Here is a 16,057-nt window from a genome sequence, read left to right as displayed (position 1 = left end):
CTCTCCTTACGCAATTGCGGAAAGCACAGCCTCCGCCTCGCCAATTGCTTCCGGTGTTCCGACCGTAAGCCAATGCCCGGTCATGGGCATACCATAAAGACGTCCGGCTGCAATGGCTTCATCAAAATAGCGATTGAGCGATGAAACACCCGGCTCGGCTTTGGCAAAAATACGCGGATGAATGACTGCTGCACCGGCATAGATGACCGGGTCGCCCGCGACATCACGCAGACGGCGCAAGCGGCCCTCTTCATCCGCGACGAAATCGCCCTTGCCTTCAAAACCCGTTGCCTGATCGAGCCGGGCCGTCATGAGAAGAATATCCATGCGGGCATCGTCCCAGACATGCGCCAGCGCCGAAATATTCGGCTGCGCTTCATCACCAACCCAGAATGTATCGGCATTGAGTACGTAGAACGGCTTGTTCTGAAGCTGGGGCAGCACGTTGACGATACCGCCAGCGGAATCAAGCAGAAGAGCGCGCTCGTCGGAGATCGTGATTTTCGGCGCTGTACGATTACCGAGATAATCGATCAGTTGGTCGGCTAAATAATGAACATTGACGATTGTATTCTCAACGCCTGCACCCGCCAGCGCATCCAAACCCCAATCGATCAGCGGCTTGCCGGAAACCTTAACCAGTGGCTTGGGCATGGTTTCGGTGATCGGGCGCATACGCTTGCCAAGACCTGCTGCAAGCATGATCGCTGTATCAGGACGTGTCATTGTTTCTCCAGCAATGCGAGATCATCAAACCAGCGGGCGACCGGCGCCATGACCGGATGCTTTAATACGCGGCTGAGATAGTCGTGAATACGCGGCAGATGCGCGAGATAATGCGGCTTTCCATCACGTTCATCAAGCCGCACGAAAAGACCCAGCAGCTTGGCGTTGCGCTGCGCACCCATGGCGGCATAGGCCATGCGGAAAGCCGCTTCATCAAACACATGGCCAAGCTTGCGGCGTTCATCGCAATAGGCATCCACCACTGCCTTTTCGAGCTCCGGCGTAATCGTCACGCGAGCATCGAGTGCCAGCGACGCGACATCATAGGCAGCAGGGCCGATCATCGCGTCCTGAAAGTCGATTGTGCCAATCTTATTTGCGCCTTGCGCATCCTCAAACCAGAACAGGTTTGGCGAATGGTAATCGCGCAGCAGCAGGCTTTTCTCGCAATCGGCAATAGCGTCGAGAACTTTGTCCCATGCCGCTTCATAAGCTTGCGCTTCTGCATCACTCAGCTTGCGGCCCATCATGCGTGGCGCATACCATTGCCCGACAAGGCTCACTTCCATGACCATCGCATCACGATCAAAAGATGCAACGATGTGATCTGGATAGCCTGCAACCGGCGCATGATCCGGCCACTGAACCCCATGAAGATGCGCAAGAAACCGTCCAGCCGCTTCATAGCGTTCAGCCACAGGCTCACCCGATGAAGCCCTGATGCCCTCGAGCCCAAGATTTTCGAGGATCAGCAGTCCTGCATCAATATCAACAGCGCGCATTTGCGGCACGCGCAGGCCATTTTTCGCAAGCAGATCATCAATGGCCACGAAAGCCTGAATATTCTCTGCAATATGCGCAAGCTGACGATAGGACTTGCCATTGCGCAAGGGCGGATCGTAGGGCATCGCGGGCGCATTCATCAGCACTTCTATGCCATGCGCGCTGTCGATAATCTCATATTTACGCGGTGAAGCATCGCCCTGCAAATAGCGGCGCGTGGCTCCTGCCCGGTCGTTGTTGTCTAAGAAACTGCGGATTTTCAGCGTGCGTTGAAGACGAGCAATCGCAGCGTCTGTCCCGCTAATTGCGATGCGCCGTCCCGCCCCTTCGTGGGTCAAGGTGACGGCAAAGCTTGGCTCTGGCAGAAAACCTTCCGCCTGCTCCGGCCATTCGGACAGCACAACACCATCTTCGAGAAACTCGACCAGCCCCAGTTCATCCAGCTCTTCGCCATGCGAAATCCGGTAAAGATCAGCGTGAGCGACGGGCAAGCGCAGCGCCTCATAGCTTTGCACCAGCGTGAATGTCGGGCTTGGCACCTCAAGCCCCTCATCATCGGCAATCGCGCGAATGACAGCGCGTGCAAGTGAAGATTTACCTGCGCCGAGATCGCCCGATAAAGTGACGAGATCGCCTTTGACCAGTGCCAAAGCGAAATCCTCGCCAAAGCGTTTGGTCGCGGCCTCATCGGGCAGGAACAATTCAAGATGGGTTATCGGGCTACTGATTGGGGTGCTCATAAAGCCCCATTTACCTTATTCGGCGGCAACACGGAAGCTGCGCGCTTCAGATGGGAAGCGACAAATTACTGTCGTACCAATATCAGCTCCAGTTTCAATTTCCACACGCCCGCCATGCAATTCGACAAAGCTCTTCACGATGGAAAGGCCAAGCCCCACGCCGCGTCTGCGCCCGCCGTTCTGATAGGCCTGGAAACGCTTGAACACCGTATCAAGCACATCGCCCGGCATCCCCGGACCGTCATCATGCACAGCAAACAGGATATCCGTGCCATCGCGCACAACTTGCAGCGAAACAGTCGAGCCTTCCGGCGCGTAATTGGAAGCGTTGGATAGAAGATTGAACAGCACCTGACGCACGCGATTGGCATCGGCTCTGAACAACTCCACATCGTCAGCGATTTCGATATTGAGCGCAATATCATGCTCTTGCAGGCGCTCACTCACGCGCTTTGCCGCGGCCGAAATCTCGTCCATCACAGCAACATCGTCAATATCGAGCTGCATGATACCAGCATCGACTGTTGCAAGATCGAGAATATCGTTGACGATAGTCAGAAGCACGGCAGATGACGTGCCAATATGATCGAGATATTCGAGCTGACGTTCATTCAGCGAACCGAAGGCAGGCGTTTGCAGCAATTCGGTAAAGCCGATGATATTGGTCAACGGCGAGCGCAACTCGTAGGAAACGTGCTGCACAAAGTCGTTCTTGATCTGATCGGCAAGCGACAGCGCTTCATTCTTTTCCTTAAGCGCCCGTTCAACGCGCACCGTATCGCTGACATCGATGAAGGTCAGCATCGTTTGGCCCTTTGGCAGCGGCACCACGGCATAGGAAAGGATGATGCCATCATCCAGTTCCACCTGTCCCATACGGCCGTTGCGCTCATCAAGGAAGCCAGTGACAGAGGAAACAAAGTCATCCCAAAGACCGTTTCCGCCGCGCTGACCGCAAAGCTTGGAAATGGTTGAGATATGCGTGCCTTCAACGGTAATGGCTGCAGGCAGCGACCAGAGGTCAGCAAAAGACGGATTGGACAAACGCAAACGACCGTCAGAACCGAACACAGCGACCGCTTCACCGAGGTGGTCGAGCGTTTCTCCCTGTACCTTAATCAGCGTGTTGTAACGGCCTTCAAGCTCGAATTTCTCGGTCATGTTCTCGAAGAACCACGTCACGCCGCCCTGCGGATGCGGATTGGCAACGACGCGCAGGATACGGGTATCCGGCAGATGCCACATATGCTCTTCCGGCTCGACAGCGCGATAGGCGGCGAGAAGCGAATCCTTCCATTTGCGCCATTCCGGCTGCTCTGGAAGCTTGCCTTCCGAGCGCAGACGATCAAACAGCAGTGTGTTGCTTGGATGCGTTTCAAGCCAAGCTGTGTCGAGCGACCAGAGCGAAACAAAAGCCTGATTGAAGAATTGCAGCTTCATGTCGGGATCGAAAATCGCCACAGCGGTTGAAAGCTGATCGAGCGTCTCGGCATGGCTTTTCAGGGTGCGGCTCAGTTCTTCGCGTATCTGTTCAACTTCGCTCAGATCAAAGCCAAGCCCAGCAGAACCCGCCTCTGCACTCACATCTGTCACATCGAACACGCGGCGGTCGCCACGTATGACGGCGGGAAGTTTTTCATAGAGATCAGGCTCGGCAAACCGATCACGTTCCAAGCGCTGGCGCGCCTGCGCACCGAAGAGTTCACGACGCTCAGATGTGGCCTGTGTGCCGTCCACTGCATCCACAGCACGCGCATAGGCGGCATTGACCCATTCCATACGACCATCTGCGCCGCGTAGCCAGACCGGCTGCTCAAGACGATCAAGCAGGTGGCGAAGAAGTGCGAGCTTTTCAGACAATTCGCGGTTCTGTGCCTGAAGCGCTGCGCGCTCTGCCTGCACGCCCTGAAGCCCCAAGAAACGCACAATCGCAAAACTTCCCGATGTGCGGCCATAGACGTCAAGCAGGGTTCCATTGCTGGTTTCGACCGTCAGATCGAATGCATGGGCCTGTTCGCGCAAGGAGGAAACCGCACGCTCAAGCTCGGTCACGGATTGCGGGCGCAACCAGCGGCCAAAAGCGAGGAAGTGTGAACGATCCTGCGGCGCGCCACTATCAAATGGCAGTTGGCCGACAACATCAGCGCGCGCGCCATTTGCGTCCCAGACAATGGCGCGCTGGTCTTTGAGATTAAGCAGTGCTTCACTGCGCTGTGCTGCCAGATTCATATCTGATAGGCGCGACCGCAGCTCATTGTTTTCCTGTGCGGTTTTCGAGCGATCGCGGATAAGCCAGCCAGCCGAGAGAAGGGCTGCACCCAAAGCGCCCAGAAAAATCGAAAACTGGATGACTTCAAAAGCACCCACGCTGCCACCAAACGGCAGAGCAATACGCGTTGCGTTTTCAGCGCCTTGTGCAAAAGCTGGAACAGCCGCAACCAATGCGGCAAAAGAGACTGAAGCCTTGAGAACAACCCATTTCAAAGGACGAAAGCCAAGCGAAAGCGTTGCTTTCAGGTGCCTGCCTGCGCTGATTGCAGATTGTGTCTGCAAACTCCCCGTTGAGCCAACTTCTGGCATATGTTCCGTGTCTCCGCCGCCCGACTGCCGATCCTTAAAAAGGTGCAGCCGTATTTCAAAAAACGCCATTCTGCCTCTCTCACATCGCCAAATGCAAAGAGCCAGACATGTTTCGCGGTTGAATACGCCATCCGTCTTTCACCCCAATTGGCAAAAAACGCTGAACGCAAACACCCGTCAAAACACATTGATTCGTCTTCACAATACCCTTCCGGGGATTCCGCGTGAAGCATGTTACGCGCAAAAATAAAGGCCGGGCAGTGTTAAACTGTCCGGCCTACAAGATGTAGCAGTATGGTTAACAGATAATTAATACCTGTAGTGTTCTGACTTGAACGGACCCTGTGGTGTTACGCCAATATAAGCGGCCTGTTCGTCCGAAAGCACGGTCAATTTCGCGCCGAGCTTGTCGAGATGCAGACGGGCAACCTTTTCATCAAGGTGTTTTGGCAGAACATAGACTTCGTTCTTATACGCATCAGTACGCGTGAAGAGCTCGATCTGACCCAGAACCTGATTGGTAAACGAAGCCGACATCACGAAACTTGGATGACCCGTTGCATTGCCGAGATTGAGCAGGCGACCTTCCGACAGAAGGATGATGCGCTTGCCATCCGGGAATTCAACCAGATCAACCTGTGGCTTCACATTGGTCCATTTCAGGTTACGCAGTCCAGCAACCTGAATTTCATTGTCGAAGTGACCGATATTGCCAACAATCGCCATATCTTTCAGCTTGCGCATATGATCAAGCGTGATGACGTCTTTGTTGCCGGTTGTCGAAATCACGATATCAGCAGTCGAAGCCGCATCATCCAGGGTTACGACTTCAAAGCCATCCATTGCAGCCTGAAGCGCGCAGATCGGATCAACTTCCGTAACCTTCACGCGGGCACCAGCACCAGCGAGCGATGCAGCCGAGCCTTTACCGACGTCACCGTAGCCGCAAACGACAGCAACCTTGCCAGCCATCATCACGTCTGTGCCGCGACGGATGCCGTCGACCAGCGATTCCTTACAACCATACTTGTTGTCGAATTTCGACTTGGTGACGCTGTCATTGACGTTGATTGCCGGGAAGGGCAGGAGGCCCTTCTTCTGCAACTGGTACAGACGGTTGACGCCTGTGGTGGTTTCTTCGGTCACACCCTTGATCGCATCGCGCTGACGCGTGAAGAAGCCAGGTGTTTCGGCCATGCGCTTCTTGATCTGTGCAAACAGAACTTCTTCTTCTTCGCTTTCAGGCTTGGAAAGAACGTCTTCACCAGCCTCAGCGCGCGCACCGATCAGGATATACATGGTGGCATCGCCACCATCATCGAGGATCATGTTGGATGGCTCACCATCCGACCACTGGAAAATCTGATCGGTGTAAGTCCAGTATTCCTCAAGGGTTTCGCCCTTAATGGCGAAAACTGGCGTGCCAGTTGCAGCGATTGCAGCTGCTGCGTGATCCTGCGTCGAGAAAATATTGCAGGACGCCCAACGCACATCTGCACCAAGAACCTTCAAGGTTTCGATCAGCACGGCAGTCTGGATTGTCATATGCAAGGAACCGGAAATGCGTGCGCCCTTGAGCGGCTGCGATTTGCCGAACTCTTCGCGCGCGGCCATCAGGCCCGGCATTTCGGTTTCAGCAATATCGAGTTCTTTGCGGCCCCAATCGGCGAGGCTAAGATCCTTGACGACGAAATCCTGACTTGCGGTCATCATCTGCTCCAATCAAATTGATTTTGAAGCCCCGAAATAAAAAATATCGGAGGAGGGGCTTCGACTGGCCATTTGATTAGCAGATCACTCGCGTCAGCACAACATCACATAAAGAGTTCTTTATGTGTGCATATCAACTTAGCGATATTTTTTAATATCAGGCTTCTTCGCCAAACTTATCAGCAATAAGCGCCTGAAGCCCATCAAGCACCGCATCGGCTTGTTCACCCGATGCGCGCACTTCGATGCAGCAGCCCGGTGAGGCCGCCAACATCATCAAGCCCATGATCGACGTTCCGCCCACCGTCATGCCGTCCTTGCTGACGCGGACATGGGCATCAAAGCTGTCCACAAGTTGGACAAACTTGGCCGATGCACGCGCATGCAGACCACGCTTATTGACGATCTCGAAGGAGCGCAGGAGAGAGCTGTCGGCATCATATTCGCCAGTAACAACCACTGTGGGATGCATGAATTACTTTCCTGTCAGGACCTGGCTTGCAACATTGATATATTTGCGTCCTGCATCCTGCGCTTCGCGCAACGCTGTCTTGATGTCGCCGCCAATGCGAACGCTGGAGAGCTTGATCAACATCGGCAGGTTCACGCCTGCGATCACCTCGATCTTGCCTTCTTCCATCACCGAAATTGCGAGATTGGACGGAGTTCCACCAAACATATCGGTCAGAACGATAACACCTCTGCCACTATCGGCGCGGTCCACCGCATCCACGATATCGCGGCGGCGCTGTTCCATGTCATCTTCGGCACCGATACAAACGGTCTCGAAATTGTCTTGCGGGCCAACCACATGCACGACAGCATGGAGAAACTCTTCGGCCAGCCTTCCGTGCGTAACAAGCACGAGTCCGATCATACTTTAAAAGCTCCTGTCGCGTGCCCGCCGCTTCACCCCTTCAAAGGCGCAGATGACACAAAAATCGCCGGAACTCAGCCGACGAGTTGTGCATCTTGGCATTGCAAATCTTGATAGCAAGTGAAAAATTTCACATTTGCCTTGAAAAAAGCAAAATGCCGCAGCGTTGGGCATTTCTTTCAGCGAAGCGCTTATGGCCAGGGTTTGTAAAAGAGACTTGCCTCGATAGCACGCGAAAGCGCGTTAGAATCGCCGTTTGACGAGAGTGCAGGCAACAGCAGACGCGGAATTTCGATACCTTCAAACTGCCAGTTCTCGCTGCTTGGATAGCGTTCAGCCTCTTCGCGGCTGACCAGAATGACAACAAGATCAAGTGGCGCCTGTTTCACATAAGCAACAGTGAAAAGACCCGCGCCACGAATTTCAACGCCGCCGGCGAGAGAATCGGGAACGCTGGCTATCAGCTTGCCACCTTCCACATGCAGCAAAGTGCGATCGTCAGAGACAAGTGAAGCCGCTTCACCACGCGCGATAGCTCGCTCAATCAGTGTCAGTGCGGTCTCTGTTTTGCCCGCGCCCGATTTTCCCATCAGCATAACACCACGACCGCGTATTTGCACCGTCGTTGCGTGAAGACCACTTTTCTGTTCTTCCGGCGTCATGTCAGGTCACGCGATGGCTGGCAGATCAACGGTGAAGCGTGCGCCCAGCATATGATCCGGATCATTGGCATCGATGATGTTTTCAGCACTCAACGTGCCATTATGCGCTTCAATAATCTGGCGGCTGATTGAAAGACCAAGGCCAGAATTTTGTCCGAACGCTTCGGAGGCCGGACGATCCGTATAAAAACGCTCGAAAATACGTTCGATATTCTCAATTGGAATGCCGGGGCCGTTATCTTCAACGAGAACGCGCAAGCGACTGCCTTCACCGCTCAGCGTCACCACGATGCGGCCAGTATCCTCTGGAACAAAAGACCGCGCATTTTCGATCAGATTGCTAATAACCTGACCGAGACGAAGATCATGTCCCGCAACGAAGAAGCCCTTCTTGCCGGACGGCAACTTGCCCGTATTGAAAACAATCTCGGTGCCAACCTTGTTGCGACGGACTTCGCGTGCTGCAAGAACCAGATTATTGAGCAGCGTCTTCATATCCACACGGTCAGAATGTTCGCGTGCCAATTCTGCATCAAGGCGCGATGCATCCGAAATATCAGTGATCAGACGATCAAGACGCCGCACATCATGCTGAATGACATCAAGCAAGCGATTGCGAGAATTCTCATTTTTCGCAAGCGGCAGCGTTTCAACAGCACTGCGCAACGAGGTGAGCGGGTTTTTCAACTCATGGCTCACATCGGCAGCGAAGCTCTCAATCGCCTCAATACGCGTATAAAGCGCGTCAGTCATCGCGCGGATAGACGTTGACAAATGTCCTACTTCATCCTGACGCTCGGAAAAATCCGGAATTTCTTCGCGGCTTTTTACGCCAAGGCGCACACGGTCCGCTGCGGCAGCGAGTTTTCGCAACGGGCTTGCAATGGTCGAAGCCAAAAACAGCGATAAGATCACCATCACCGCCGCAACAACGCCGAACACGCGGAAAACCGCCATACGTTCGCCCTGAACGATCTTGTCGATGTCGTCGCCTTCAGTTGAAAGCAGAAGCACACCCAAAATCGCACGCGATTGCTGAATTGGCACGGCAACCGAAACCACCAGTTCGCCCTGCTGATTGCGGCGCTGCGCTGTTTGCGGCGAGCCACTCAATGCGCGAACGATTTCCTGATAGGCTAGACCATTACCACCCGGCTGTTCCTGATATAGTGGAAGACCACCACCATAAAACAGACGTGAGAACCACATGGTAAAGCGTTCCCATGTGCTCGGTGCGTCTTCTTCAATTGCGGGCAGATCATAACGGAACACCGGACCGCCAGAAGCAAATGCCGGTGCATAAAGCGAACGGGAATCCAGCAGCAGATTGGCGTAATGATCGTAAATACGAGCGCGCGTACTGGTTGGCGAAATCAACTGACGCAGCAGGGGTGAAACTTTTTCCGGATTAATCGGAAATTCCCAATTGTCCGGAGAATCGGGCGAGGGGGTAATGCTTTGCCCTGCCTGAAGCTCCAACAGCTTTTCAGGATCAATCATCAGAGAATTGGTATCGACCGTCGCTGATGCCGAAATTGCAGCGGCAATGATTTTGCCCTGCGTGAGCAAGCTTTCAATCTTGGCATCGATCAGCCCCTCACGGAACTGGTTCATATAAAGAATGCCGGAAACAAGAACGCCAAGCGCCGCGATATTCAGAAACAGAATGCGGCGCGTCAGGCTGGAAAACAGGAACTGACCCAGAAACCGGCTGAAAGGCGCAAAAAGACGACGCAGAAACAGCGAGCGTTGCCGCCGTGCCCTGCGTTCTCTCATCGTCATTGCGCTATCTTTGCGTGTCTCGGCGACCATGTCGCTGCAATCTTGCCTTCTTAAACAATCGCCAGACTGAAAATGTCTGGCGATTTAATCTCTATATCACGCTTCGCGGAAACGATAACCGACGCCGTAAAGCGTTTCGATCATTTCGAAATCATCATCCGTCGACTTGAACTTCTTGCGAAGACGCTTGATGTGGCTGTCGATGGTGCGGTCGTCAACATAGACCTGTTCATCATAAGCCGCATCCATCAGCGCATCACGGCTTTTCACAACACCGGGACGTTGGGCAAGCGAATGCAGGATGAGGAATTCAGTAACGGTCAGCGTTACTGGCTCACCCTTCCATGTGCAGGTGTGGCGTTCCTGATCCATGACAAGCTGACCGCGCTCAAGCGACTTTGCCTGCTGTCCGGTTGGCTTCGCGGTGCCGTCACGCGCTGCGACGCGGCGCAGAACAGCCTTTACACGCTCGACCAGAAGACGCTGCGAGAACGGCTTGGTGATGAAATCGTCCGCGCCCATCTTGAGGCCAAAGAGTTCGTCGATCTCATCGTCCTTGGACGTCAGGAAGATGACCGGAAGATCGGACTTCTGGCGCAGACGGCGCAGCAGTTCCATCCCATCCATACGCGGCATCTTAATATCGAAGATCGCGAGGTTCGGTGGGCGGGTCATCAGGCCGTCCAAAGCAGAAGCCCCATCGGTATAGGTCTCGACGCGATAGCCTTCCGACTCCAGAGCAATGGAAACGGAGGTCAGAATATTGCGGTCATCGTCGACCAGCGCAATTGTCTGCGTTGCCGAAGCTTCCTTCATGCGAACCTTCTCCTTTGTTAACCGCCCCGTTACAGCAGCGGTGCAAATCACCAAACGCCGGTAAGCGCGTTGATCTTATTACAGTCCTGCCGCTTGTGCAGTACAAATTAGGTACAAAATGTGGCAACGGCTTAACTTCCCGGCAAGACCGCTGATAGGCTTTTTTCGCGATGGTTAGCGGAGTGGTTAACACAGTCGAGAACAGTTCCAGACTGTGGATAGCCAACATAACATCTAAATTAAACGATTTAAAAAAATTCAATATTTTTAAATCGATTAAATATTTGATTTAATTTAATTAATCTGTTTCTGACTGCCATCCCGTTTAAAAAAGACCGGGGCCAACCAAATTTTGAACCATATGGCGGAGAGACCATGAAAGAGATCGGCATCCATAATACTGCCGCTTCCATTTCCACTTCAGGATTGAAGGAACTGTCCGCAGTCTTTTATAATTTTGGACCGGCCCGGCTTTATGAAGAGACCATCCGTCGCGGTGAAGCAGAGCTTTCGGCACAAGGAGCCCTTGTTGCTAGAACGGGCCAACACACTGGTCGCTCACCAAAAGACAAGTTCGTGGTTCGCGATGCAAACACCGAAGATCAGGTCTGGTGGGACAACAACAAACCAATGACGCCGGAAGCTTTCGAGCTTCTCTATGCCGATTTCATTGACCATGCGAAGGGCAAAGAGCTTTTCGTACAGGATCTGATCGGCGGTGCTGACGAAGACAACAAGATCAATGCACGTGTTGTGACTGAATATGCATGGCATTCGCTGTTCATCCGCAACCTGCTGATCCGCCCGGAAGAAGCAGCGCTTGCTTCTTACCTGCCTGAAATGACCATTATCGATCTGCCTTCCTTCAAGGCCGATCCTGCACGCTATGGCGTGCGAACCGAAACGGTGATCGCGGTTGATCTCACCCGCAAGATCGTGTTGATCGGCGGCACGTCCTATGCTGGTGAAATGAAAAAATCGGTCTTCACCGCGCTCAATTACCTGCTGCCTGCCAAGAGCGTCATGCCGATGCATTGTTCGGCCAATGAAGGCCCGAATGGCGACACGGCTGTCTTCTTCGGTCTGTCCGGCACCGGCAAGACCACGCTTTCGGCTGACCCGACCCGCACGCTGATCGGCGATGATGAGCATGGCTGGGGCGAACATGGCGTCTTCAATTTCGAAGGCGGCTGCTATGCCAAGACCATCCGCCTTTCTGCGGAAGCAGAGCCGGAAATCTACGCGACCACGCAGCGCTTCGGCACTGTGCTGGAAAATGTCGTGCTGGATGCAAACCGCCAGCCGGATTTCGATGACGTCTCGCTCACCGAAAACACCCGCTGCGCTTATCCACTGGACTTCATCCCCAATGCATCTGCATCGGGCAAAGGCAACCAGCCAAAGAACATCATCATGCTCACCGCTGATGCCTTCGGCGTCATGCCTCCGATCGCCAAGCTTACGCCTGCGCAAGCCATGTATCACTTCCTGTCTGGCTACACCGCCAAGGTTGCTGGCACCGAAAAAGGCGTGACCGAGCCGGAAGCGACATTCTCTACCTGCTTTGGTGCGCCATTCATGCCGCGCCATCCATCGGAATACGGAAATTTGCTGCGTAAGCTGATCGCCGAACACAAGGTCGATTGCTGGCTGGTCAACACCGGTTGGACCGGCGGCGCCTATGGCACCGGCAAGCGTATGCCGATTAAGGCCACCCGCGCACTTCTCGCGGCAGCGCTTGATGGTTCGCTCAATGATGCGGAATTCCGTACTGATTCGAATTTCGGCTTTGCCGTTCCGGTTGCAGTGCCGGGTGTGGATACCGCCATTCTCGATCCGCGTTCGACATGGGCTGACAAGGCTGCTTACGACGCACAGGCGCAAAAGCTGGTTGATATGTTCGTGACCAATTTCGAGAAATTCGAAAGCCATGTCGACCATGATGTGCGCGATGCAGCGCCAGCAACGCAGATTGCAGCTGAGTAAGAGAAAATGAAATCCTGAGGAGGAGGGGAAGCCCGGTCGAAAGGCCGGGTTTTTCTTTTTTGCAATGGGTAGAGCGTGTCGCGCTTGATCGTATCCACCTCGCTCGCTCTATCCATTTGTTTTTGCGCATGTCTTTATCCCAAAACCGGTTCCCACTTTTGGGAGACATGCGTTCGAAAGCGGTGTATCACTCGTCCTCATGGAAGAAAGCCGCACCACCATCCGCATCACAAACCGCTTGACGATCCACGAGGATCATCTTGAGGAGAGCTTTATCCGCTCATCCGGTCCCGGTGGTCAGAACGTCAACAAGGTTTCGACCGCCGTGCAGCTGCGTTTTCATGCGAGCCAGTCCGGTCTGCCGGAGGATGTGCTTTCCCGTCTCTTCAAACTTGCCGGTCAGCGCGGCACCAAGGATGGCGATGTGCTGATCGAAGCCAATCGTTTTCGCACGCAGGAGCGCAACCGCGAAGATGCGCGCGAGCGGATGATTGCTTTGATACAAGAAGCGGCAGTTCCACCGCCGCCGCCACGCAGAAAGACCAAGCCGACAAAAGGCTCCGTTGAACGCCGCCTCAAGGCTAAATCCGGACGCGCTGACATTAAAAAAGGCCGCGGCAAGGTTTCTTACGATTAAGCGCATCCCGAAAAGTGGGAACCGGTTTTCGGACACAGATGCGCGTAAAAAAATAGACCATTCAGACTTTGGGAACAGACAACATGACGATCAATTATCACGAGCTTGAAACCAGCCATGGCCGCATTGCCGTGCGTGAAAGCGAGGGCCAAGGCGCGCCCCTCCTGATGATCCATGGCAATTCAAGTTCGGGCGCAATTTTCGCACCACAGCTCGAAGGTGCAATTGGCAAAAAATGGCGCGTGATAGCGCCTGATCTTCCGGGCCATGGTAAATCTTCCGATGCGATTGATCCCGATCGCAGCTATTCGATGGAAGGCTATGCGGATGCGATGACGGAAGTCATGCAGAAGCTCGGTATTGCCGATGCTGTCGTTTTCGGCTGGTCGCTCGGTGGACATATCGGTATCGAGATGATTGAGCGCTACCCAGAAATGCGTGGCCTGATGATTACCGGAACGCCGCCCGTGGCGCGTGAAGAAGTGGGGCAGGGGTTTAAGAGTGGACCCGACATGGCGCTTGCCGGACAGGAAGTATTCTCTGAACGCGATGTGGATTCTTACGCACGCAGTACCTGTGGCGAACCATTCGAGGCATCGCTTCTCGATATTGTTGCCCGTACCGACGGTCGCGCCCGCCGCATCATGTTTGAAAAATTTGGTTCTGGCACCGGCGGCAACCAGCGCGACATCGTCGCTCAAGCGAAGCTTCCCATTGCAGTCGTCAATGGACGCGACGAACCTTTCGTCGAACTCGACTTCGTCTCCAGGGTAAAATTCGGTAATCTTTGGGAAGGCAAAACCCACGTTATCGACAATGCGGGACATGCGCCATTCCGCGAAACGCCAGCGGAATTTGATGCCTATCTTGCGCGTTTCATCGAGAGTTGCACAAAATAACTTTTCCCATTCAAACGGCATCAATTGATGCCGTTTGACGGCTTCCCACATCAGCCCCGCGCCCTAACTTGATCTTCAAGATTGTGAAAGGGCAAAATCATGGGCATGACTGTTGCGGATCTTCTGGCTCAAACTTTAGCCGAAGCAGGTGTTAAGCGTATTTGGGGTGTTACGGGCGATAGCCTCAACGGACTGAATGACAGCCTCAGACGACTTGGCAAGATCGACTGGATGCATGTCCGCCATGAGGAAACCGCGGCATTCGCTGCGGGTGCCGAAGCCGCCATTACCGGCGAACTGGCCGTTTGTGCTGGCAGCTGTGGTCCCGGCAATCTGCACCTCATCAACGGTCTGTTTGATTGCCATCGCAACCGCGAACCTGTGCTGGCGATTGCAGCCCATATTCCTTCGTCCGAAATCGGTCTCGACTATTTTCAGGAAACCCATCCGCAGGAACTGTTCCGCGAATGCAGCCATTTTGTTGAATTAGTTTCCAACCCTGCGCAAATGCCCGAAGTGCTGAACCGCGCCATGCGTGCCGCCATCGGCAAGCGCGGCGTGGCTGTGATCGTCATTCCGGGTGACGTTGCGCTCAAGCAGGCACCTGAAGGGGCAAAGCAGACCTGGACGCCAATCTCGCTTCCACGCATGGTTCCGTCAGATCAGGATGTTGCAAAACTCGCAGATATTCTCAACGGTTCGGAGAAGATCACCATTCTGGCAGGCAGCGGCTGCGCTGGCGCCCATGATGCTGTCGTGTCTCTGGCCGAACAGCTGGAAGCGCCTGTCGTTCACGCGCTGCGCGGCAAGGAACATGTCGAATGGGACAATCCCTTTGATGTAGGCATGACCGGCCTGATCGGCTTTTCATCCGGCTATCACGCCATGCTCAACTGCGACACGCTGCTGATGCTTGGCACCAGTTTCCCTTATCGCAACTTCTATCCCGAAAAGGCCAAAATCATTCAGATCGACAATGATCCCTCGCAGCTTGGTCGCCGCGCGCCGCTTACATTGGGTGTGACGTGCGATGTGTCGGAAACAATCGCAGCCCTTCTGCCCAAACTCAAATCCGGTCGCAACACGAAGTTCCTCGATGCTGCAAAGACGCATTACACGAAAGCGCGCGAGGCACTGGATGATCTGGCAGCACCATCAAAACCTGGCCAGCCAATCCACCCGCAATATCTCACGCGTCTCATTGATGAGATTGCTGACGAGAATGCGATCTTTACCGCCGATGTTGGCACACCAACCGTCTGGGCTGCACGCTATCTCACCATGAATGGCAAGCGCCGTCTGCTCGGTTCTTTCAGCCACGGCTCCATGGCCAATGCCATGCTTCAGGCAATCGGCGCAAAAGCTGCGGCACCGGAACGACAGGTCGTTTCGCTTTCGGGCGATGGAGGCTTCACTATGATGATGGGCGATTTCCTGTCGCTCAAACAACTCAATCTGCCCGCCAAGATCATTGTTTATAACAATGGCTCACTTGGCTTCGTGGCCATGGAAATGAAAGCGGGCGGCTATCTGACCTCCGGGACCGATCTCGAAAACCCGAATTTTGCAGCCATGGCGGAAGCTATCGGCATAAAAGGTTTTCGCGTAGAGGAATCCGCTGATCTGCCGGAAGCCTTGAAACAAGCTTTTGCCCATGATGGTCCGGTTCTGGTCGATGTTGTGACAGCTAAGCAGGAACTGGTGATGCCGCCCAAGATCAAGGCCGAGCAGGCGAAGGGCTTTAGCCTTTATATGCTCAAAGCCATCATCAGCGGTCGTGGTGATGAAATCGTCGAACTGGCAAAGACCAATCTTGGTCGTTAGAGCTTATTAAGGTGCTAATTAAGTGCCCGTACTCA

At 54.1% G+C, this 16,057-nt stretch carries 13 protein-coding genes; 4 read left to right on the top strand and 9 right to left on the bottom strand.

The window, feature by feature from the left end:
* Nucleotides 1–6: 6 nt before the first annotated feature.
* The 9 genes from WH356_RS05145 to WH356_RS05105 all read right to left on the bottom strand — a co-directional run bounded on the left by WH356_RS05145 (nucleotide 7) and on the right by WH356_RS05105 (nucleotide 10,676).
* Entirely contained in the window at nucleotides 7–726 is a 720-nt protein-coding gene (locus WH356_RS05145) for a nucleotidyltransferase family protein (RefSeq protein ID WP_339509120.1), read from the bottom strand.
* Nucleotides 723–2,249, bottom strand: a complete 1,527-nt coding sequence (gene tsaE, locus WH356_RS05140) for a tRNA (adenosine(37)-N6)-threonylcarbamoyltransferase complex ATPase subunit type 1 TsaE (RefSeq protein WP_445253621.1) — start codon at nucleotides 2,247–2,249, stop codon at nucleotides 723–725. The genes WH356_RS05145 and tsaE overlap by 4 nt, the downstream gene beginning before the upstream one ends.
* 15 nt (nucleotides 2,250–2,264) lie before the next feature.
* Nucleotides 2,265–4,829: a sensor histidine kinase gene (locus WH356_RS05135; protein WP_339509506.1), complete on the bottom strand. Its 2,565-nt coding sequence runs from the start codon at nucleotides 4,827–4,829 to the stop codon at nucleotides 2,265–2,267.
* A 309-nt stretch (nucleotides 4,830–5,138) separates the two neighbouring features.
* Complete coding sequence (gene ahcY, locus WH356_RS05130) at nucleotides 5,139–6,539, bottom strand: adenosylhomocysteinase (protein ID WP_339509119.1); 1,401 nt, start codon at nucleotides 6,537–6,539, stop codon at nucleotides 5,139–5,141.
* Between the two features lie 157 nt (nucleotides 6,540–6,696).
* Complete coding sequence (locus tag WH356_RS05125; protein ID WP_339509118.1) at nucleotides 6,697–7,011, bottom strand: HPr family phosphocarrier protein; 315 nt, start codon at nucleotides 7,009–7,011, stop codon at nucleotides 6,697–6,699.
* A gap of 3 nt (nucleotides 7,012–7,014) precedes the next feature.
* Nucleotides 7,015–7,416 carry a PTS sugar transporter subunit IIA gene (locus tag WH356_RS05120; protein ID WP_250039414.1) on the bottom strand — a complete coding sequence of 134 codons (402 nt, stop codon included), beginning with the start codon at nucleotides 7,414–7,416 and terminating at the stop codon, nucleotides 7,015–7,017.
* Nucleotides 7,417–7,607: 191 nt separating this feature from the next.
* On the bottom strand, nucleotides 7,608–8,078 hold the full coding sequence (locus tag WH356_RS05115) for an HPr kinase/phosphorylase (protein WP_339509117.1): 471 nt from the start codon (nucleotides 8,076–8,078) through the stop codon (nucleotides 7,608–7,610).
* A gap of 6 nt (nucleotides 8,079–8,084) precedes the next feature.
* A complete protein-coding gene (locus WH356_RS05110) occupies nucleotides 8,085–9,890 on the bottom strand; it encodes a stimulus-sensing domain-containing protein (RefSeq protein WP_339509116.1) in 1,806 nt (601 codons plus the stop codon).
* A 66-nt stretch (nucleotides 9,891–9,956) separates the two neighbouring features.
* Nucleotides 9,957–10,676, bottom strand: a complete 720-nt coding sequence (locus WH356_RS05105) for a response regulator transcription factor (RefSeq protein ID WP_250039417.1) — start codon at nucleotides 10,674–10,676, stop codon at nucleotides 9,957–9,959.
* A gap of 375 nt (nucleotides 10,677–11,051) precedes the next feature.
* On the opposite strand from WH356_RS05105, the gene WH356_RS05100 reads away from it, so the two are divergent.
* The 4 genes from WH356_RS05100 (at nucleotide 11,052) to poxB (ending at nucleotide 16,022) form a co-directional block, all read left to right on the top strand.
* On the top strand, nucleotides 11,052–12,662 hold the full coding sequence (locus WH356_RS05100; RefSeq protein WP_339509115.1) for a phosphoenolpyruvate carboxykinase: 1,611 nt from the start codon (nucleotides 11,052–11,054) through the stop codon (nucleotides 12,660–12,662).
* A gap of 199 nt (nucleotides 12,663–12,861) precedes the next feature.
* Nucleotides 12,862–13,299 carry an alternative ribosome rescue aminoacyl-tRNA hydrolase ArfB gene (gene arfB / locus WH356_RS05095; protein ID WP_339509114.1) on the top strand — a complete coding sequence of 146 codons (438 nt, stop codon included), beginning with the start codon at nucleotides 12,862–12,864 and terminating at the stop codon, nucleotides 13,297–13,299.
* 83 nt (nucleotides 13,300–13,382) lie between these two features.
* Nucleotides 13,383–14,198 (top strand): alpha/beta fold hydrolase, encoded by an 816-nt coding sequence (locus WH356_RS05090; protein WP_339509113.1) that lies wholly within the window; start codon nucleotides 13,383–13,385, stop codon nucleotides 14,196–14,198.
* A 99-nt stretch (nucleotides 14,199–14,297) separates the two neighbouring features.
* A complete protein-coding gene (gene poxB, locus WH356_RS05085) occupies nucleotides 14,298–16,022 on the top strand; it encodes a ubiquinone-dependent pyruvate dehydrogenase (RefSeq protein WP_339509112.1) in 1,725 nt (574 codons plus the stop codon).
* The last annotated feature ends 35 nt before the right edge of the window (nucleotides 16,023–16,057 follow it).

Source organism: Ochrobactrum sp. MYb379 (assembly GCF_037479515.1).
In the GTDB taxonomy this organism is placed as follows: Bacteria; Pseudomonadota; Alphaproteobacteria; order Rhizobiales; family Rhizobiaceae; genus Brucella.
The sequence above is the reverse complement of the archived record's forward strand: the minus strand, read 5'-3'. Positions and strand labels throughout refer to the sequence as shown.